Origin of the sequence: Photobacterium aphoticum, from assembly GCF_001029435.1 — a bacterium.
Taxonomy (GTDB): Bacteria; Pseudomonadota; Gammaproteobacteria; order Enterobacterales; family Vibrionaceae; genus Photobacterium; species Photobacterium aphoticum.
This window is the reverse complement of the sequence record NZ_LDOV01000012.1, coordinates 1-20,493: the sequence shown is the minus strand read 5'-3', so window position 1 is coordinate 20,493 and position 20,493 is coordinate 1. Positions and strand designations below refer to the sequence as shown.

14 protein-coding genes are annotated in these 20,493 nt (G+C 53.2%); 5 read left to right on the top strand and 9 right to left on the bottom strand.

Annotated features, from left to right (window positions below):
* Positions 1-2 precede the first annotated feature (2 nt).
* Entirely contained in the window at positions 3-563 is a 561-nt protein-coding gene (locus ABT58_RS07520; protein WP_047873784.1) for a disulfide bond formation protein B, read from the top strand.
* A 93-nt stretch (positions 564-656) separates the two neighbouring features.
* Here the strand turns inward: ABT58_RS07520 and recD are convergent, their stop codons facing one another.
* The 4 genes from recD to ABT58_RS07500 form a co-directional block, all read right to left on the bottom strand.
* Positions 657-2,873: an exodeoxyribonuclease V subunit alpha gene (gene recD, locus ABT58_RS07515; protein ID WP_047873783.1), complete on the bottom strand. Its 2,217-nt coding sequence runs from the start codon at positions 2,871-2,873 to the stop codon at positions 657-659.
* On the bottom strand, positions 2,866-6,483 hold the full coding sequence (recB, locus tag ABT58_RS07510) for an exodeoxyribonuclease V subunit beta (RefSeq protein ID WP_047873782.1): 3,618 nt from the start codon (positions 6,481-6,483) through the stop codon (positions 2,866-2,868). Before recB ends, recD begins: the two co-directional genes overlap by 8 nt.
* Positions 6,484-6,863: 380 nt before the next feature.
* A complete protein-coding gene (gene recC, locus ABT58_RS07505; protein WP_047873781.1) occupies positions 6,864-10,334 on the bottom strand; it encodes an exodeoxyribonuclease V subunit gamma in 3,471 nt (1,156 codons plus the stop codon).
* Positions 10,335-10,627: 293 nt separating this feature from the next.
* The gene (locus ABT58_RS07500; RefSeq protein WP_047873780.1) at positions 10,628-11,614 is read right to left on the bottom strand and encodes a TDT family transporter; all 987 of its coding nucleotides are present in this window, start codon (positions 11,612-11,614) and stop codon (positions 10,628-10,630) included.
* A 178-nt stretch (positions 11,615-11,792) separates the two neighbouring features.
* On the opposite strand from ABT58_RS07500, the gene ABT58_RS07495 reads away from it, so the two are divergent.
* On the top strand, positions 11,793-12,680 hold the full coding sequence (locus ABT58_RS07495) for a LysR substrate-binding domain-containing protein (RefSeq protein ID WP_047873779.1): 888 nt from the start codon (positions 11,793-11,795) through the stop codon (positions 12,678-12,680).
* A 19-nt stretch (positions 12,681-12,699) separates the two neighbouring features.
* Here ABT58_RS07495 and ABT58_RS07490 read toward each other — a convergent pair whose 3' ends face one another.
* Positions 12,700-13,386 carry a DNA-3-methyladenine glycosylase I gene (locus ABT58_RS07490; RefSeq protein ID WP_047873803.1) on the bottom strand — a complete coding sequence of 229 codons (687 nt, stop codon included), beginning with the start codon at positions 13,384-13,386 and terminating at the stop codon, positions 12,700-12,702.
* A gap of 82 nt (positions 13,387-13,468) precedes the next feature.
* Between ABT58_RS07490 and ABT58_RS07485 the strand changes: the two genes are divergently transcribed.
* A complete protein-coding gene (locus ABT58_RS07485; RefSeq protein WP_047873778.1) occupies positions 13,469-13,777 on the top strand; it encodes a YebG family protein in 309 nt (102 codons plus the stop codon).
* A gap of 222 nt (positions 13,778-13,999) precedes the next feature.
* On the top strand, positions 14,000-15,031 hold the full coding sequence (dapD, locus tag ABT58_RS07480; RefSeq protein ID WP_047873777.1) for a 2,3,4,5-tetrahydropyridine-2,6-dicarboxylate N-succinyltransferase: 1,032 nt from the start codon (positions 14,000-14,002) through the stop codon (positions 15,029-15,031).
* 90 nt (positions 15,032-15,121) lie between these two features.
* On the opposite strand, the gene ABT58_RS07475 is transcribed toward dapD, so the two are convergent.
* From ABT58_RS07475 to ABT58_RS07460, 4 genes are all read right to left on the bottom strand, one after another.
* Positions 15,122-15,460 carry a DUF2799 domain-containing protein gene (locus ABT58_RS07475; protein WP_229821773.1) on the bottom strand — a complete coding sequence of 113 codons (339 nt, stop codon included), beginning with the start codon at positions 15,458-15,460 and terminating at the stop codon, positions 15,122-15,124.
* A gap of 76 nt (positions 15,461-15,536) precedes the next feature.
* Positions 15,537-16,736, bottom strand: coding sequence for a multidrug effflux MFS transporter (locus ABT58_RS07470; RefSeq protein ID WP_047873776.1), 1,200 nt, complete (start codon positions 16,734-16,736; stop codon positions 15,537-15,539).
* 125 nt (positions 16,737-16,861) lie between these two features.
* Entirely contained in the window at positions 16,862-17,167 is a 306-nt protein-coding gene (locus tag ABT58_RS07465; protein ID WP_047873775.1) for a hypothetical protein, read from the bottom strand.
* Positions 17,168-17,327: 160 nt separating this feature from the next.
* Complete coding sequence (locus ABT58_RS07460; protein WP_158261751.1) at positions 17,328-19,781, bottom strand: FG-GAP repeat domain-containing protein; 2,454 nt, start codon at positions 19,779-19,781, stop codon at positions 17,328-17,330.
* Positions 19,782-20,184: 403 nt separating this feature from the next.
* Between ABT58_RS07460 and ABT58_RS24300 the strand changes: the two genes are divergently transcribed.
* Positions 20,185-20,493 (top strand): hypothetical protein (locus tag ABT58_RS24300; RefSeq protein ID WP_053063019.1); only part of this gene is annotated, 309 nt, incomplete at its 3' end.

Sequence of the window (20,493 nt, the reverse complement as noted above, 5' to 3'; positions counted from 1 at the left end):
CCATGAACCTTTCGTCTGTCACCCTGCTCAATACCCTCGGGTTGCTCGGCATCACGGTCGTGCTGTTAATCGGCTTTGTACTGCAAATCGCCTGGGATGAATTGCCCTGTCCACTCTGCCTGCTGCAACGCATCGGCTTTGGTATGGTCATGTTTGGGTTCATGCTCAATGTCTTGCACGGCCCGCAACAACGCCATTATGGCGTGGTACTGATTGGTGCCTTGTTTGGTGCGATTACCTCACTGCGTCAGGTGTCTCTGCATGTGATCCCCGGTACGCCAGGCTACGGCAGCCCCATTTTTGGCATGCACTATTACACGTGGGCGTTTGTCTTATTCGGCGCGACGATACTCGGTGTCGCCGTGTTGCTCATGCTGTGGAACAGTCACAACGATAAACCCGCTCAAACCTATACCATGAATGGCTTTGGACGCTTCGCTTGCCTGCTGGCAATGATCACCGTGTTCCTGAATGTGGTCGGCACCTTTGTCGAATGTGGCCCCGGCCAGTGTCCGGACAATCCGGTTAACTATTGGCTGTTTGATGCCCTCATCGCCAAATAGCGCAAGTCGCCGTTTTTATTCCTCCCCCATAAACAAACACCCGCACAAGGCGGGTGTAGTGTTTTCAAGCAGACTCTGGCGAAAACCATCGACCTACGCTAACAATGCCGCCAAGCCACTGGCACGCTCAGTACGCAAACGCACGGCACGCTGGTTCACTTCTGGCTGGGCAAACAGATACAAGCGCGCTTTGGCACGAGTCACGCCTGTGTATACCAACTCACGGGTCAGGATTGGGCTAAAGTCCGTAGGCAGCACCATCACAGTATCGCTGAACTCGGAGCCCTGCGACTTGTGGATGGTCATGGCATACACGGTGTCATGCTCCGGCAGACGGCTTGGTAACACGCTACGAATGGTGCCGTCCGGCATATCAAAATAGACCCGCAAGGTCGCCGCTGTGCCCGCCTCCGGATCCGCCGGCGCCATCATCGCGATACCGATATCGCCGTTAAACAGTCCCAGACCGTGGTCATTACGGGTGATCATCACCGGGCGCCCCACATACCAGGTATCTTCCGTCTGGCTGATTTTGCCGGCACGGACTAACTCACGCTCAATACGCTGGTTCAAGCCTGTGACACCAAAATCGCCTTCCCGCAAGGCACACAACAAACGCACCGATGCAAACGCCTCCAGCACCGCTTTGGGCTCGGCCTGCTGTTCAATCAGATCCAGATAATGGCGATAGAACAGCACCGTCATGTTGATCATGCGCTGATAGCTCTCGGCACTGAGCGCATAATGCTGAATGTCTTTGTACCCTTGCTGGCACACCATCTCGACCCGATCCGGACGACCGGCATTGATCGCTTTGGCCAGCTGTCCAATCCCGGATTGGGCATGGAAACGGTAACTCTTTTGCAGCATGCACAGGCTGTCTGCAATCGGGCTGAGCGGCGTATCAGATCCCGAATGAGCACGCAGTTGATAGCCGGTTAAGTGGCTCAACTGTTGCGCCTGTGCCGCGCTGTACCCCTGATGGGAAAAGGCACAGATATCCCCGAGTACCGCACCGGCTTCCACCGAGGCCAGCTGATCGCGGTCCCCCAACAAAATCAGTTTGGCATGGGGCGGCAGCGCATCAAGCAAACGTGCCATCATCGGCAAATCCACCATCGAGGCTTCATCGACCACCAGCACATCCAAGTGCAGCGGGTTATCTTTGTGATGACGGAACTCCACCTGATTGGGTACCGAGCCCAACAGGCGGTGTAAGGTACTCGACTGAGTCGGAATACGCTCACGCACCGACGGTGACACCGGCAATGACTGGATCGCTGAACCGATGGATTCAGTCAGACGCGCGGCCGCTTTACCGGTCGGCGCCACCAGCTTGATGGTCGGTGTGGCCATCTCATCGGCCTCACTGTGTGCATCACTCATACCCGAATCACTGGCACTGCCGTTCTTCGCCCGCTGCTGACGGTTATCCGCCTGCATCACCAATGCGGCCAACAACTTGGCCACCGTGGTGGTTTTACCGGTACCCGGCCCGCCGGAGATCACCGCAAACTGGCGGGTGATCGCCACCGCTGCCGCGACTTTCTGCCAATTCAAACACGCTGAGGTCGGCACTAAATGATCTAACTCGGCCAAACCGTCAACCCGCTCGGCACGCGTCAGCACCGCATCAATCGCCGCCCAGTCCAGCTGCTCTGGCTGCGCGACATCTAACTTGTCACACACTTCCTGCTGACGGCGGGCAGGCGTATCTACGGGTACCCCATCGGTCACTTCCGCATGACGCAGTTGTATCAGACTCTGCATCAGGTAGGTATACGTGCGCGGGAACAACTCATCCAGCATGGCCGGCAGCTTGTCCAAGTCTTCTGTACAAGGCTGCGCGGCGGCTTTGAGTTTAGTCGCAATCAACTGCTCAAACGCCCAGTAACGGTGCAGGTACAGGCGATCATCTTGCAACACCAACGGCGTCGGCGCCGGTTTTTCCGAACTCGACGGGTTATTCATGTTGGCGACCACCGGCAAAGTGGCCAAGATCGCCCCCCAGCTCTCTGGCGCTGGCAAATCCGCCATCAACGCCATGGAGGCCGATGACGGCAAGCCGAACAGGGATAAGGTCCCCGCACTGGTGCGCATGCCCGATGACGCCCCCTCCTGCGAGGAGCATAAGCGCGTCAGCGGCAAACACACATGGCCTTTTCCTAACTCATGACTGAGCAGCGCCGCGACCAATCCCACCAAGGGCGCATGCGCTGGCTCACTGCGCTGGGCAATGAATTTGGCAAACTGATAGTCCAGCTGACGCAGGATCCCTTGTTGGGTCAGGGTTTCTAATCGCTTAAGCATCCAGCGGCTCTCCATCAATCAAACGTTCTAAATCAGCCAATAACGCGGCGCTTGGACGAGCAGAGAAAATACCGTTGCGGCTGCCCGTTTCGATGCCACGTAAAAACAAGTAATACACCCCGCCAAAATGGCGTTCGTAGTCATAATCCGGGATCCGGCTGCGCAGGAAGCGCTGCAAGGCCAAGGCATAGATCTGGTACTGCAAATCGTAGCGGTGATCGCGCATCGCCTCGACCAATGCATCACCGTGGTAGGCACTGGCCTCATCCCCCAGATGGTTCGACTTCCAGTCCAGTACGTAGTATTTGCCCTGATGCTCAAACACCAGGTCAATGAAACCTTTGAGCATCCCGCTGACGGTGGCAAAGCCGAGCTCACCGGCGCGGGCAGAGACGTCATCGTGCTTGGCGATCACTTTGTTCAGCAGCGACGATTGCAGCAGTTCGATCGGCAATAAAAACTCCATTTCCGTCAAACGCTGTGTCGGGGTCTTCTCTGCCAAGCGCAGCGCCTCACCGTCCAGCGGACACTGCAACACATCGTGGATCAGCTGCTGCAACACCGGCAACCATTCCAGCTCGTATTGTTCCCGCTCGAGCAAGGTGGTGAGCGTAGCGACTGTCTCCGGGCTATCAACCGGAGCAGTAAATTCAATCTCTTCAAACACGGTGTGCAAGAAGGTGCCCGGTCTGGCCCCGCGTGGGAAGGTGTAAATTGACCGCACAGGCGTAAGATCATCAGAGAGGGTCTCTAACTCTCCCGCCACGGTGTCCGCTGTCGCTGCCACGGCGGAATCAATATCAAAGCCCGGTAAATCCAAACTGCTGTCATGGTGCGCCTGATGGCCTTGCTTAACCAGACTCGAATAACTGGTCATCCACCAGTTACGTTCCAGCGAGGCGGTAAACGGCTGCGGCGCTAAGGGCAACTCGCCTTCGTCTATCGGCTGCCACTTTTCCTCCGGCCGTGCCGGCGGCTCAGCGACTGCCATGCTGGTCGCGCTTTCCGCCAGTTTGGCCAACGCCAACTCCAGCGCATCCACACCACCGGCTTCGCCGTTTTGCACCAGATGCCCCATCGCGGAACGGTGCAAACCGGTAGGCTCTTTGGTGCTGCGGCCATTACGCACCGGTGCCATACCGACATAACAGCCGTACACCGCGCGGGTCAGGGCCACGTAAATCAGACGCAAATCTTCGGCCAGACGTTCTTTGTCGGCTTTCTCAATCGCTTCGGCTTGCTTGGCAATGTCCAGGACGGTTTCATGGTTGGCTTCGTCGTGGTATTTCACTTCCCCTTTGCTGTCCACTTCCCGGTAGCTGCACACAAACGGCATGAACACCAAGTCATACTCCAAGCCTTTGGATTTGTGGATCGTGACGATCTGCACCAGGTTACGTTCAGACTCCAGACGCAGAATTTGTTCATCGACGTTACCGTTAGGCTCGGCCATGTTTTCAGCCAGCCAACGCAGCAGACCATAGTCACTGTCGAGGGTCTGGCTGGCCGCTTGCAGCAACTCACCAAGGTGCAACAAGTCCGTCAAACGGCGCTCGCCCCCCTCATCGGCCAACAAACGCTCTGCGATTTGGTGCTGTGCCATCACACTGCGCAGCATCGGCATCACGCCACGGGTCTGCCACAACTTGCGGAAACCCTTAAAGCTGTTGATCGCCGCTTCCCACTCAATCTCACTGTTATTGAGGGTATCTAACTCGACGGCTGTTAAGGCAAACAGGCTGGAGGCCAGTGCCGCACGCAAGGCGCGTTCATCTTCCGGTGTCAGTACCGCCTGCAACAAACGTTGCACATCGGCCGCTTCCGCACTGGAAAACACACTGTCACGGTTTGACAGATACACACTGGCGATACCCTGCTCGGCCAAGGCGTGTTTGATCAACTTGCCTTCGCTGCCGGTACGTACCAGCACGGCAATGTTGCCCGCTTCAATGGCATGGTGCTCATCCCCATCGGCAAAGTACGCTGCACCTTGCTGAGAGGCGGTCAAAATGTGCTGAATTTGCGCCGCGGTCGCGGTCGCCATGGCGTCCTGATAACTGCCTTTGGGTAGAGGTTTCCCCGCTTCGGCCCCTTGCAACCAAAACGTCAGCGCGGGTTGGCGTTGCTGTTCCAGATGCCAGCTGCGATCGGCTGCTTTCGGGCTGTGGTTCACCGGCAGGAAGGTAATGTCCTGATCGTAAATAAACGGACTGTCCGGCGTTTGAAAAATGGTATTGACCGAGGCCACCATGTCGGCCGTAGAACGCCAGTTGGTGTCCAGCGTATAGTGATCGGTCACCTGACGACGGGCCTGAATATAAGTGAAGATATCGGCACCACGGAACGCATAGATCGCCTGCTTGGGATCCCCGATCATAAACAAACCGCATTCGGGCTGCTCTTGGTAGATCTGGCTAAAAATGCTGTATTGCAGCGGGTCGGTATCCTGGAATTCATCGATCATCGCCACTGGGTACTGGCTGCGAATACGGCTGGTCAGCAACCCGTCCTGATCGTGATCGATGGCTGCCGACAACTGGGTCAGCAAGTCATCAAACGACAACCAGCCTTTACGCGCTTTGGCTTGTGCCAACAGCACACGACACGCTTCGATAGCATGGGCGATCAACGGATCACGCAAGTTAGCGGGGTTATCCAATAGATCAGCGATAGCCTCAAACACCGCATGCACCGGCGGCTCCCCTTTCGGGGTTTTCTCAATCAAGACTTGCTGATGAAAACGCTCCAACTTGTCCGGCAGTGTGTAATCCTCGGTTGGCAGCGCGGCCCATTGGCTCACCTCTGCCAGCCAAGCGGGCAAACTTTTTTTGGTGTAACTGCGCTTGTTCACGCCCGAGCCCGCAATCACCGCTTCCAGATCCCCGGCATGCTCACGCCACAGCGCTTTCATCGCATCAATGCGGGTCATGTTGTCGGCATGTAATTGCTCAAGCGACGCACTTAATGGCGGCACCGATAATCGGACTGGCGCGCCGGTCAGGCTGTTGCCAATGTCTTTCAACAATGCGGCTGGTGATGCCCACAATTGGCGTACTTCACTCGCCAGACCATGAGGTAAGTGATAGAAATTACGACGCCAGTAGTCCGCCACCACTAACTGCTTGAGCGGGGCTTCATCGGTAATGAATTCGTTGTTAAAACGGCTGCCGGATTCAAACGCATTTTGCGTCAGCATACGCTGACAAAAACCGTGAATGGTATAAATGGCCGCTTCGTCCATCTGGCGCTCGGCATTGAGCAAAATCGCCGCTGCCGCTTTGTGATCGGGAATTTCCGCCAGCAACGGGGCGATCACCGGATCTTTACTGACGCCGCGACTGAACGCCAAACGGGCATCATGAATACGGGCACGAATACGGTCGCGCAATTCGGCTGTTGCCGCTTCGGTAAAGGTCACCACCAGGATCTGCTCCACCGTCAGCTCTTGCGCATGGCGGCTCGCATCGCTGCCGTGCCCCAGCAACAAGCGCAGGTACAAACTGGCGATGGTAAAGGTTTTACCGGTACCGGCCGAGGCTTCAATCAAGCGCGCCCCGTGCAACGGAAAAGTCATCGGCTGTAGTGTATTGGCAACGTTCACGTTATCCATGGCGTGTCTTTCCAATGAAGGATCCCTCGGGGCCTTTCATGCGGCATCCCGAAAGATCATAATGATCATCTTGTGTGGCCTTCGCAGCGCAAAGGCGCGTTATTGTCGTTTATCAGCAGTGATGAGGATCACACCACCTGTGTGATCAAACACTTAGTTTGAGTTTAAACCCGAGCAAACACATCATAGTCCCCCTATTGTGAGAACTTTCTCACGGTTTGCCTATCTGGCATTGGTTAGTATCGCCGCCAGAAACTTGGTCTACCTCTGCACCGGTGGTCGTACAGCAAACACCCTACAAATAACAATGATTTGCTGACGGCCACACTACTTCTTGCTTCACTATCTCTTCTCTCCATCCCGTAGATACACATTCAGCATCACGCGTCATCCTCCACCACTTCACTGCCTAATATCGCGGCTTGTAATACCCGTCCGGCCAATTGTGATGCGGCTTGCGCCAGTTCATCGTTCCACTGTGGCCATACGCGCGCAATGTAGGTGTCGTTACCTTCACCCGGGAACAGATAGCTGTCATTGAAGCACTCTGCCATTTTATTTAAGGCTTTTTCGCGCGTGTCCTCGTCATCTTTCCAGCTGCCGTCACGGCCAATACACGCCGTGATCCCGGCATTGGCGGTTTTCGGGAAAAAGGCCAGCGGTTTATTCAAGCCTTCAAAGAACAGTTCCACCATCTCTTGCAGGTAAGCACGCGCCTGAGCCGCTTCCACCACCTTCAACTTCAGGTGTTTATCGGTACCAATAAAATGGGTTTCCTGCCCTTTGCCGGCCGCAGCCAAACACAGGTGATCCAGCCAGGCCGTCAGGTGATCTTGCGGGCGTACTTTGCCGCTGCGATGGCGCACCAAGCCGCCTTGATAACGCTGCTTCAACCAGCCTTGCAGCTGCACGGTGTGCCCCCCAACGGTGAAGGTCAGATCCACTTCGTGATCGTCCTGTGGCTGCTGGGTATACGGCGTGATGCTGTCGACCAACGCCAGCACTTCGGCGCGCGTAACCGCCAAATCCAACTCGCCAAACGCGGCAATCGGCAAATGCCCCGCCGCTTTTTGCTCATCAGCAAAGGCCTGATAAATCTTGTGCTCGTCTTGTTGGGTGCGGCGCGCCTCCAATAACAGGCCGAGCAGGGTGTCGCGCAACTGGTAGCTTTCTAAGCCACTCAGCACAAACGGCTCGTCATCTTCCATCACCCCTTGTGGCGGCTCAAAGAAGACTTTCAGACGGCGGTTGAAGAAATAGCGCACCGGCAAACGCCAGAAACGCTGCAATTCGGCCAATTCCAATACGCGCACCGGGCCATCATCTTGGCTGTCAGCCGGTAAGGCATCGATTTGGAAAGCTTGCGGGGCTTGACCACTGCGTGAGGCTGCCGGCAACCATTCGGCGGCAAAGCTGGCTTCCGCGCCGACAAACGCGCTCGGGCTGAACGGCACCAGCGGGTGGTGCTGGATCAAATGGACTTTGATGTTTTCCCCGGACTGATCCACCGGCAGCGCGGCATCGCCGTCCAGACAGTAACCCTGCTGACAATACTCCACCAGCTCGCTCACCAGCACCGACGGCACGCGCTCAGCATTATCCTGAATCGAGCGGCCGACATAACTGATGTACAAAATTTCCTGCGCCGACTGAATCGCTTCCAAGAACAGGTAACGGTCATCATCACGGCGGGAACGATCCCCCGCACGGGTGCGACCATTCATGAGATCGAACCCTTCCGGGGCAATATTACGCGGGTAGGCCCCGTCATTCATGCCGAGCAAACACACGACGCGAAACGGGATCGAACGCATTGGCATCAGGGTACAGAAGTTGACCTGACCGGCAAGAAAACGCTGGCTGACGCGCTCACCAGAGAGCTTGTCTTTCATGTACTGATTGAGCACTGCTGGCGTAATGTCGGCGGCAAAACCGGCATCACTCAATTGCTCTTGCAGGCGATGAAGCAGATCACGGATGGATTTAAGCACCAGCTCTCCTTCCAGCTCCACCAGCAAGAAATCGTCCAGCAACGCACTCAGATGGGCAGTCCACTCCGTGACCGTGTGTGGCTGAGCCAGCACTTCACGGTACGCCACCAAACGGTCGATAAAGCCGGCCAGTTGACCCGCTAACTCGGCATCCAGCCCCTGTACCTGCTCGTAGGCAGAAATACCGTCAAACAAGCCAGCATCGTGCGGCATGGCATAACCGAGCAACATCCGCTGGATCCCGAACAGCCAGGTATTTTGTTGCTGCTCCGGCAGATCAAACTGGCTCGCGGTACGGGCATCAAGCCCCCAGCGCACGCCCGCTTCTTCAATCCAACGTTTAATTTTTTCAAAGCTGTCGCTGTCAAACCCGAACTTGCGCATCACGGCCGGCACTTCCAGCAGCTCTAACAGCTCAGAGGCATGACAACGGCTCTCCGGCAACGCCAGCAAGCGCAAGAAGGCCAACAGGATCGGGTTTTCCTGCTCGGCCGTTCGGTCAGAAATCGAGAACGGAATATAACGCTGACCCGGCGCGTTGCCGAACACCGCCTGAATGGCCGGACTGTAGGCGTTAATGTCCGCCACCATCACGATCACATCGCGCGGTTTTAAACTGGTATCGGCCTCAAACATCGCCAGCAGTTTATCGTGCAGCACTTCCACTTCCCGCATCGGGCTGTGGCAGGCATGCACGGTTAGCGAGCGATCATCCAAGGCGATCGGGAATTTGTGCTGGCTGTTATCCAGGATCTCATCGTTCTGGCGATCGGTCAGGTTCAGAATATCAGCCTGAATGGCGTGCAGCAGAGAATCGGGCTCGATATCCACGAAGCCGGCATCCACTTCATTGACCTGCATGTCAGACAACAGGTATAGGTTATCGCGCCCCAGTTTGCCCATCGAGGCCAGCAGGCTGTTGCCGACCACGTGGTTGTGCATGTCGGCATCGTAATGGCTTTCATCGCTGTCTTTGAGCTGCGCGATGTAGTCTTCGGTGCCCTCTTCCCACGTACCGCTATGCAACGTATCAGCATCCAGCGTGCGCAGACGGATCCGCTGCTTGGCCGCCAGGCGCGCCAAATGCTTGCGATCGCGGATGTCCCCCCAGTAATAACGACACGGGTTGGTGAACATCAAATGGACATCAATGTGCTGTCCCATCGCCGCCAGTGCATCCATATAGCGCGGAGGCAGCGAGGAAATCCCAAACACAAACAAACGCTTTGGCAGATTCGCCGGTAACGTGCCGGTTTCGGCATAGTTATGGAGGGTTTCAATGAAGTGCTCATACAGGTTGGCACGGTGATACGGCGACTGCCCCAAAGCCAGGGTATGATCGTACAACGCCTGCCACAACACCGGCTGCCATGGGTGTTCATCCCCCAATTCTGCCACGGTTTCGCCCGCTTCCCATTGCTGGATCCACTCTGGGCGGTACACCAAATACTGGTCAAAGATATCGGCAATTTTCTCGGCCAGCTGGTACAGCTTGAGATCGTCCTGATCATCTTCCAGATAACGCTTGAGCGGCTCAAACATGGCGTGATCAAGCTGGGCGGGCAATACCTGCATCAGCTTCCAGGTCATGGATTCTTTGTTGAATGCACTGCGCTCCGGCACGTCACTCAATACTTCGGTGAACATGGTCCAGATGAACGTTGCCGGCAGAGGAAAGGCAATGTTGGCTGCTACCCCAAAGGATTTCGCCAGCTCCATTTTCAGCCACTGTGACATACCCGGGCTTTGCACCAGGATCTGCTCTTGCTCAAACGGATTATCCAAGGGCTCAAGACGGATCAGCTCGACCAGCAGGGATTTGAGCAGATCCAATTGGTTGGAATGGTAGACAGTAAACACGCAAGTGCCTCAGCAACAGGGGGAAAGTCTTATGATTCTCGCCTATCTCCCGACCACCTGCAAATGCTATCTCGCTCGCAAATTTACCGCTGTGCGGTTATGCGGTTTTCATGGGTAAAACGGAGAAAGCATAGACAAAAACGGCATGAAAAAAGCCCATTTGACCTAGCACCTAAAAATGGCACCTAAATCTGGCACCTAAACCTAACACCTAAAAATGGCGCATAAAAAACGGGCCCTCTGAGAAGGCCCGTTTAGGAAGGAGTCTGGATATCCGATGCGTATCTTCGTCTTTATGCATGTGCAGAAGGTGATAACACCGCACGGCACGCACGAGAAACGGGACGGTAGAAAGCCAGGTAACGTACAGCCACGTAACTCACCACTGCTGTCGCCACGTACAACTCAAGGTGTGCCAGTGTGGACACTTGGCCGATGTATTCTGCCGCATAACCTTGGGTGCCCATCCACGCTGCCACTTTAAACAGTGCCGTCGCGCCAATCACCATCGGGAAGGTAAACGCCGCATAACCCGGGCTGAAGCTCAAACGTAACAGGCGGAAGAACGCCAGATAAATCACAAAGGTCATCAGTACCGCAATACCGGCCAACAGCGCAATCACAACCGGAGACGGTGTGGTAGTAATGGTCAGGTAACCGGCCAAAGACAGGCTGGCAGGGGCTGCCATGATCGCAATGGTAGGTTTCGCTGCATCCGGAATTTCATGGCTGAACATCAAGCGATAAATCATCAGTGGCAGCATCACGGCATACACACCCATACCGAACCATTGCAACGCTTCTGCCAATGGACGCAATTCGCCGCCCGGGAAGGCCACATCCGCCACAATGATACCAATCGGTGGAACGAACCAGCTTGGCACCATGTGGTGCAGTTCAAACTCACGGGCACGGTGGTAGGCAAACAGCCCCAAGAACACCAAATGCAGCACCACGGCAAACAACCACAATGCCTGACCGGCAACCGGGAAATACATCCCCAGCGCTTTTGACACCACCATGGTCGCCATCGCAAAGGTTGGGACGACACTGCCCACCACCGGATGGCTCAAATCATTCCACAACGCCTGTGGATGACATAAAAACTTCACCAAAAGCACCATCAGCAACGCGCTGGCGATGACGGCTCCGGTAACCTGCCCCATTCCATGAAGATCCGCGGCATTTTCCCAACACCAGCCTAAGCTGGCAATGCCTAGTGCCAACCCCGCCATTGGCGTTGGTGCACCTAATACTTTTTTCTTTGCTGTTCGGATCATTCTTTTCTCTCCAACCCCGGCTGCCCGTGCACACCGTCGCTGTTCATCTCGGGATCAGTATACGCAGATTGCGAGTTTTAGGATAATTGAATATATTTAAAGGTAAGTTAAGTATCGCTGAACACATTCCGTGCACAGCCCCTCTCGAGCCACTGAATAAACGGAAACTGCCCCTGTCATGAATATCGCCCTGCGCCAACTCAATGTGTTTGTCACTGTGGCTCAAGAACTTACGATCACAGCCGCCGCAGAAAAGCTGTTCCTCTCTAAACCGGCCGTCAGCATGGCGTTATCGGAACTGGAAAAACAGCTCGGTCATAAGTTGTTTGATCGCAACAACAACCGCCTCATCATTAATGAGCAAGGCAAACGCTTGTTACCACTGGCCGATGAACTGCTGGCCCGCAGTCAGGACATTGAGCAACTGTTCAGTCAGGAAGGGCCGATCACCGGTAAGCTGAAAATAGGCTCCAGTGATACGGTCGGCAATCAGGTCACCCCGTTCTTGTTACGTGATTTCCGTGAATCCTCCGGCCATCGCGATCAGTCGCTGTATATTGCCAATACCACCCAGATCTGCCACATGCTGGCCGAGTTCGAATTGGATGTCGGTTTGGTGGAAGGCAAGGTACAGGCGGATCACTTGGCGGTCCAGCCGTGGTTAAGCGATGAAATGGTGATTGCCTGTCACCCCACCCACCCGTTGGCACAACTGCCGGAATTGCGTCTGCAGGATTTAGAAAACAGCCAATGGATTTTACGCGAACCGGGTTCAGGCACGCGGGAGTTTTTCTTACAAAAACTGGCCCCGCGCCTGGCACACTGGCAGCAGGCGTTTGAGCTCAACAATACCGAAGCGATCATCAACTGCACGGCGGCCAATTTAGGCATCACCTGTTTGTCACGCCGAGCGGTGGAACATGCGGTGAAAGATCACCGCGTGGTGATCTTAACGCCGCCGCTGGATATGCACCGTCAATATTGGCTGCTCTATCACAAAGAGAAATATCAGAGCCCATTACTGAAGTTGTTTATCGCCTTTTGTGAGCAATGGCAGGATCACTGAGCCCGCCAGAGGTCGTGAATTACAGCCGGTTATCGCCGCAACTGAATGCAATGATTTGGCTGATCTGACACAACGGTCGGCCGGATTCTTCCTGCCAGGCATTGAACGCCTCTTGCGTCGCTTTGAGGGATTTTTGCGTATCACGGCCACCGTCAATGATCCCGCACTGGCGCAGGTAACTTTCGGTGTCCTGACTCAGAATGAAGGTGTCTTTGCCCATCACGCGCAGGGTATATGGACCGATATTGCCGCCCAGACGGGCACCGTGTTTTTTCAGGTAACGCCACAGACCGATGATGTCGTTAGAGGGCCAGTCCGCCACAAAGCGGGCAAACGAGCCATGCTGGCGCGCCACATCATGGATCATCTGCGCATTAGCCGGAATGGTCATCACCTTGGCCAAATGGCGGATAATGCCGGGGTCGGTGGCTTTACGCTCCCACATGTCATCGGGGATCAACAGCATCTTTTCGATATCAAACCCGAAAAACACCGTCTCAAAATTCGGCCACTTATTGCGCACTACCTGCCAGCTGATCCCGGACTGGAAGACCTTCTGGCTAAACGCCGCTAACCAACGATCATCGCCAATCGCCGCCAACGCGTCATTCGACAACGGTGTCGCCAACATGGCTTCCAATGCGGCCTCGCCCCCTTTGCGTTCCGCCGCGCGGGCATAAATTTGTGCAAATCTTTCTCTTGCCATCACATTAACACGCTTATCACTGGACATGGCCTGTTATGCTACTGTATAAACAGCCAGTTAATCAATTTCGGAGAGGGTGACCATGGCTGTTATCGTCAAATATGTGGTTGAGCGCAACGGAGAAGAAAAGATGACTTTCACCTCTAAGTCCGAAGCCGACGCATACGACAAAATGCTGGATATGGCTGACGAATTGTTCGTTTTACTGGAAGATAGCGATCTGATCGAAGATGAAGCCAAGCGTGAAGAACTGTCTATGTTCCTTGCGCAAAATCGCGAAGAAGTGCTAGTGGCGCTAGGTGCAAAAAAAGCCCCTAAGAAAAAAGCCACCAAACCGACGGCAGTCGCAGACGATACGGATGACGCCGACGAAGAAGACGAAGCGGCATAATGCCCTCGCCTGAACGGCACTTTGAAACCTCCTGCGGGAGGTTTTTTTTCTGTCTGTCATTTCCTCTCCTCCCTCCTGCAAACAAAAATAGAATAATCTGCCCTATTTCCCTTTGCCCCTTCAAACTCCGCGCAACTGTCTTTATGATGGGGTCATAACGCATTGCAATGCGCGCCTGCCATTAAGGCACGCCTTATGATTTAACATGGAGAATGAACAATAATGGCCAGCTTTTCACTTGCCCTAGGTACCGCGACCAAAAACCGCGACAACAAAATCATCGAAGCTTTCTTCCCAACACCGATTCTGAACCCTTCAGATGAACTAGTGAACGCAATTGCGGCTGTTGTTGAATACAAAGAAGGTAACCAAGCGCTGGAAGTGACTGCAGCGCAATGTGCTGATCTTACGGCAGCTTTCCGTGCGGCGGGCGAAGAGAAAAGCGCGCAGTTTGCAGAGAAAGCGGCGCAATCTGCACAGCCATTGGTAGTTGTGATTCTGGCTTCTGACGAAGCACCAACCTCTGTGGCAGAAGGCTTCCTGAAGCTGCAATTGATCTCTCACCGCTTAGTGAAGCCACACGGTGTGGTACTGGACGGTATCTTTGGTCTGCTGCACAACATCGCATGGACAAACCAAGGTGCCATCGACCTGCCTGAACTGGCTGATCGTCAAATCAAAGCGCGCCTGAACGGTGAAACGTTGACGGTAGATTGTGTCGACAAATTCCCGAAAATGGTGGACTACATTGTTCCTACCGGCGTACGTATTGCGGATACCTCGCGTGTTCGTCTGGGCGCACACGTGGGTGAAGGCACAACTGTTATGCACGAAGGCTTCATCAACTTCAATGCGGGTACGACTGGCGTGAGCATGGTGGAAGGCCGTATCTCTGCCGGTGTGGTTGTGGGCAATGGCTCTGACATCGGTGGCGGTGCCTCTATCATGGGTACGCTGTCTGGCGGCGGTAAAGTGGTGGTTTCTATCGGCGAAAACAGCCTACTAGGTGCCAACGCAGGCCTTGGCTTCCCAATGGGTGACCGTTGTACGATTGAATCCGGTCTGTATGTGACTGCGGGCTCTAAAGTGCGTCTGCTGGACAACAACGGTCAAGAAGCGGGCTTTGCAAAAGCACGTGACTTGGCGGGCAAACCAGACCTACTGTTCCGTCGTAACTCAATGACCGGTGTGATTGAGTGTCTGACCAACAAAGCGGCCGTTGAGCTAAACAGCGAACTGCACAGCAATAACTAATATTGCCCATAGACACACAAAAGGCTGCCTCGGCAGCCTTTTTTATTGCTTTATGATTGCTCTATGGCACCACGACGCTTAATACCCGCGTCAATATCCACGATCCACCAGCCCAAAATCAGAGGTAGGCTCGGCGCAATCATCCGGATAAGCGGGGTTCACTTTGACCGTGACATCGCGTTTACCTTTGCAATACTCAAACCGCCCTTGCAGGTATCCCGCGCGGTATTCTTCATAATCAACGTCTGACCAACCGCCGCGTTTGAGCAGCTCTTTTTCATCCCACTCACGGTACCCTTGCTCACCATGGTAGCTCCCCAGCTCAGCCCACGCTTCGTTTTCCGCTAACTGGGTTTCATAACGGCTGGTACAGGCCAGTACACTCAGTATCCCCATACTTACGATACCCACCATGATCACTGATTTCACCCGCTTCACCATGATGCAACCTCTCCCCCAACCATACTCATGCCAACACGTTCACTCGAACATGATTAAGTATGGTTTATCCGTTCAGGGTCGCCACTGCCTGTCGGCCACTTTCGCTTTGTGTCCCGAAAAACGCCAATAACAGGCCAATACCCGCCCCCAGCACCATCACGCCACCCAAGTGCCATGCCTGACTGATCCCCAACTTCAGCAAGGCATTACTCAGCAGTGAAGCAAACACCATCTGGCAGGCGCCAGATAATGCAGCTACCGTCCCGGCACGATCGCTGTAAGGCACCAGCAACAAAGACTGCGCACACGGAAACGCAATGCCGTTCGCCATCGCCAGCAAGAAATGTCCGCCACTCATCCAAATCGGTTCCAGCGGGGCGGCAATCAAGACGGCACCCGCGACAAAATGCAGTAGCGGGGCTAGCATCAACATCCGCTGTGTCCCTAAACGCGGGCGCAAACGCTGACAAATCAGGCCGCCACACAACAACCCAAACGCCGGTACCATGGCCCATAAGGCGTATTGCTCAGACGACAAACCAATTTGGACCTGCATGATGAACGGCATCAGAGAAATTGACAGTACCACCAGGGCAAAGTTGATCCAGCCAATGCCGGCAAAGGACAGAAAATGCCGCTCTTGCATCAACGCGATATAGCTTTTCATCAATTGACTGACAGAGCGTGGACGCGAGGTCGCCGATAAGGTTTCTTTAAATAAACACACCAACACCAGCCAGACCGTTGCGATGTAGCCCAGTAACAGCACAAACACCGCCAGCCAACCGGCATAGTGATTCACAAAACCGCCAATCACCGGCGCCACAATGGGCGTAAAGGCTGCCACAATGGCGACCCAAGTCATGGCTTTGACCAAATCTTGGCTTTGGTAACTGTCGCGAATAGATGCCCGAGCCAGCACGGCGACGCTACCAGCCCCCAGCCCTTGAATGACCCGTCCGGTGAGCAACCAGGTAAAACTGTCCGCCTGTGTCACAGCCAACACCAAGCCTGACACCGCAATCAATAGCCCGCCGAGCAACACCGGACGACGCCCGAACACATCAGAAAGGGGCCCATAAATCAGCTGAGAAGGGCCAAAACCCAATAGATAGCCCGATACGAGGAGCTGGACTTGCTCGGTCGAGAGATGCAGATCGGCAGCGATCCACGGCAAGGAGGGAAACACTAACCCCAGGCTCAATTGTCCGATACTGACAATCAAACACGCCAACAACAGGGGCTTCCAATTAAACGCTGCCATTCTTACTCCTCTTTATGCTTTTCTCTACCCAAGTTTCCTTAAGATACTTCGGTCTATTATGCCTGTTATAGAGAAAAGAATTAGCAGCGCGATATCAAGATATTGTGTCCTAACAGGACGGAATATCACTGGGATTTTGAAATGATATACGTGAAGGGGTTAGCAAAAGAGAACTTACTGCCTTGTGTCGCGACCTGACCTTTTTTCATCGCTACCAGCACTTCTTTTTGCACTTTCACCAACGAGAAAAAACGCACCACCATAAACACAATAAAAACCGGCATCAGCAGTTGTGCAACAGGCGCAGAGTGCAGAACCAAATCATTCAACAACCACACCACGATCATACCCAGCATGATATACAGCGAATGGGGTTTTAATACGATGCGAATATCGCGGGCGGTTTCTGTACGTTCAAAGAAAAAAGTCATGATTCACACTCACTGAATTAACCAACATGCACTCACCCTCTCACACTGTACGCAGAGTGACAAGCACGCTGACAGGGAATGTACCCCGGGAGTGTAAAGCAATATGTCTGAGGGAGTCATAAACGCAAAATGGCAGCCAAAGCTGCCATTTTTCAGGGGATTATGGGGCCGGTTGATTTAAGTAAATCGTACTATCATTGCCGTACGTACTGATTAAGTCTAGGTCACCATCGCGATCAATATCGCCAAACAACGGAATATGATGATGTGTACCAAATTTGCTTAATGGTGAGAGTGAAAAGTTTCCTATTCCATCATTCATGTACAGCTTAGCAGCCTCTTCATTCGATCCCGTAATAAAGACATCAAGCGTACCGTTACTATCAACATCTGCAAATGCAGCATCGACACCATTGATGCCAAAATCAACATCAGATAACGAATACAGCCCCTGCCCATCATTCAAATATAATACGTTTCTTTCTGCACCTTGATAGTCAATGTTAGTAAACAACAAATCTGGCTTTCCATCGTTATTCACATCGCCAACCGCCACATTGAATATCTCATTCGTGTCTTTTTCCCCTAAACGCTGCCCTGCATCCGAAAACTTCGCTTGGCCATTATTAAGAAGGATCATATTTTGGTGATCTCCCCCAGCCCAAACGATGTCTAAGTGTCTATCATCATTCACATCAACAAGTACTACATCCGGATAATATGAACCTTGAACAGCGCTGATATATTCCTCACTATTGGTAAAACGCCCTTTACCATCGTTCAAGTAAATAAACGGTGCACGCCACTCCTGTGCAGCCACAATATCCAAGTAGCCATCACCATTTAAATCACCAATTGCGAGATCTTGACTCTTTCCTTGACCGAGGGACTGGCCAGAAGGTGTGAATTCTCCAACACCATTATTAAAGTAAATCTCATCTCCTTCACTGGTTGCCCGCACTACATCAGGATGACCATCACCGTTCAGATCAGCACCGGCAATGACGCGAGTATATGTTTGATCCCCAAATGAAGAAGACGATAACGCAAATTTTCCACTGCCATTATTGATATAGATGAGTTCAGTATTACGTCGACGAGAGAAAATCAAATCAAGATGACCGTCACCATTTACATCTGCAATAATGCTGCTATCAGACCAATAATCATCACCACGACCTAATGATAAATACTGAGTAGACTCAAAATACCCATCCCCCAGATGCGGCTTCTTATCTAGGTACAACACTTTATTTTCCACCGCGAGCGGCGTCATCACCACGCTGTCTGTTGCAGACAGAAGGCCATCATCCGCCAAAATGGCATGCTCACCTGCCACCAAATGTGCTTTGATTGATCCGGTACTGTAAGCCTCTCCGGTTAAACCAATCAGTTTATCGCCAATATAGACTTTCACGCCTGTCGCGGGCTGTTGCTGTTGATCCAACACATTGAGCATCAATGTCCCCAATACGCGGCCGGTAATAATGCTTTCACGCTTAAGTTCTAGCTTACAGCCCAACGTCTGGTTCACTGCCACATTGATCGTGGTGTTACAACTGGCCAATGGTGCATCATCAAACTGCTCTGCGGCCCCACTTACTTTATGGAACGCCAAATAGGCATTCAGTTCGCGATCACCACCGGTCTCAAACAACGCACTCGCTTGATAAGTGCTATTCACATCTTGCACATCCAGCACTTTTTCCTGTACCGGCACCTTGCCGCCACCTAAGCGAACAATCAGCGCTAATTCTTGTGCCGAACCCACTTCATGGATCACCTCTGCAGGCACGGTAAAAGTGAATATCCCTTCATCTTTCAGTTGGCCCAGTGTCAGGTTCACATCCGCCTGCAGTGGAATGACATCCATCTGTGCGTTTTCACCCTCAACAAAGTTGACGGTATTGTCCTGATCGTCATTTTTACCGACCATCAAATCGCCGTCATATAAACGCATCGCCAACTGGTATTCGCCCGGCTTGACATTCATCAACAGCTCAGCAATCCCTGTCTCTTTATTGATGCTATAAACGCGTTCATCTTCCCCGTTAATGGATAAGCCAAATTGTGGCTGGCTCAACCCCGCCAATTCTTCAGCCGGCCAAGAGAACTTCAGCGTAGAGACATACTGGACTTGTTCAAAATCACTGATGGTCTCCCCCAGATTTGGCAACAACACGAAATCGATCTCAGGGCTTTGACCATCCACAATCTCCTCACCCAAGGCTTGTGCCATGTATTGACGAGGGGCTGGCGTCTTTGATGTCAGTAACAACGTAAAGTCGTAAGCACCCGGTTTTAGCGTCAGTGCACGATGAGAAATGGTCTCGACGTTACCTTCCGCATCAACACTTTGTGTCATCGGCCAATCAAACACCTGCTTGTCTTTGCTGACGACATTAATCACTTCCAGCTTTCCGTCATAACGCGTTGTTTGAGCGGGCTGTTCACTATTCATTGGCATGGACGAGCGCATCGTCACAGACAACGGGGTTTTGGGAATGGTCTGCAAATAGGTGGCCGCAAATTCGGCGTTCAACACCAATTTATCATCAACCGCTGGCGTGTCTCCCTGGCTCCCTTCGCCACACCCAATCAGTAAAACACTCAACACCGCACTACTTAGTATTTGTCTGTTCAATTTACGCATCATCACTCTTTGATAAATAGCCATCGCGCTCCCGCGAAGCGTGAAAATTTGCGCAATTAAAACAACCGGTTAATGACAAAACAAATAATAAGAAAGGCGATCATACTTACCTCTCGCTTTCTACCTCTCACAACCGAACAATGTGCATTATTGACACTTTTTTATTAAAACAACCGCCAATAAGCAGATATCGGTTCAAAATAAGAGTCACATAATGCCGATGGGATGTAATCACGATGCAGAGCAATCATCGCGTTATGCAAGATGCATCGAAGATCGTTTCTTTTTAACGAAAGTAAAAAACAAGGTTCATTTACACTAAGTCATCCTCCTCTGTAGCCCTTTTCTGGAGCATCGACGACACATGGAAGTCATCGCCTTTATCGTAGGATTGGCCCTTACCCTGCTTGCTATTGCGACCCCCATTGTGGCGTTTATCGCACTGGCCAAGGTCAGAACGCTTGAAACACAAGTCAAAGCATTAACTCACCAGTTAACGTACATGCAGCATGTCTCTCCCCGCTCCACCGAGCATCAGCCTCATCCTTCTGCGACCGTGTCAGCACAAACAACCCACACGCATCGCTCTGCATCAACTCAGGCTCAGGCTCAGGCTCAGGCTCAGGCTCAGGCTCAGGCTCAGGCTCAGGCTCAGGCTCACGCGCACTCGCGC